Source organism: Pseudomonas sp. EA_65y_Pfl1_P113 (genome assembly GCF_963970525.1).
Lineage (GTDB): Bacteria > Pseudomonadota > Gammaproteobacteria > Pseudomonadales > Pseudomonadaceae > Aquipseudomonas > Aquipseudomonas tritici.
Genome location: NZ_CAXAQM010000402.1, coordinates 1 through 503 on the forward strand (window position 1 = coordinate 1; position 503 = coordinate 503).

The 503-nt window shown below is 61.0% G+C and carries 1 protein-coding gene; it reads left to right on the forward strand.

The features are described 5' to 3' along the window. Positions 1–503 (forward strand): carbohydrate porin (locus AACY52_RS30270; protein ID WP_339561373.1); only part of this gene is annotated, 503 nt, incomplete at both ends.

A 503-nucleotide genomic window follows, 5' to 3' on the forward strand; every position in this document is an offset into this window, starting at 1 on the left:
CTTCCAGCGCCAGCCTGCCCGGTGGCGGGCAAGTTCGTGAGACGTGGACCGCGGACGCATTTCTTGGCGTGAGGCTTTGGGACGGTGGTGCGTTCTATTTCAATCCCGAGCTAGCCCAAGGCTTCGGGCTGAACGGGACGCTCGGACTCGCAGGCTTTCCAAATGGAGAAGCGCAAAAAGGCGGCGCTGAATTTCCGAAATTTCGGCCACAGCGCTACTATCTTCAGCAGACATTCGGTCTTGGTGGCGAGCAGGAGGATGTCGCAGACGGCCCCCTGCAACTGGCGGGGCGACGCGATATCGATCGCGTCACTGTCACGGTTGGTCGTTTCGCGGTTGGCGATTTCTTCGACGCGAATGCCTATGCCAAGGATCCGCGCGCGGATTTCATGAATTGGGCAATCTGGTCGTCGGGGGCCTATGACTTCCCCGCCGACCTTCCCGGCATGACGCGCGGTGCGGTCATCGAGCTGAATCGTAAGGATTGGGCTGTGCGAGCCGGG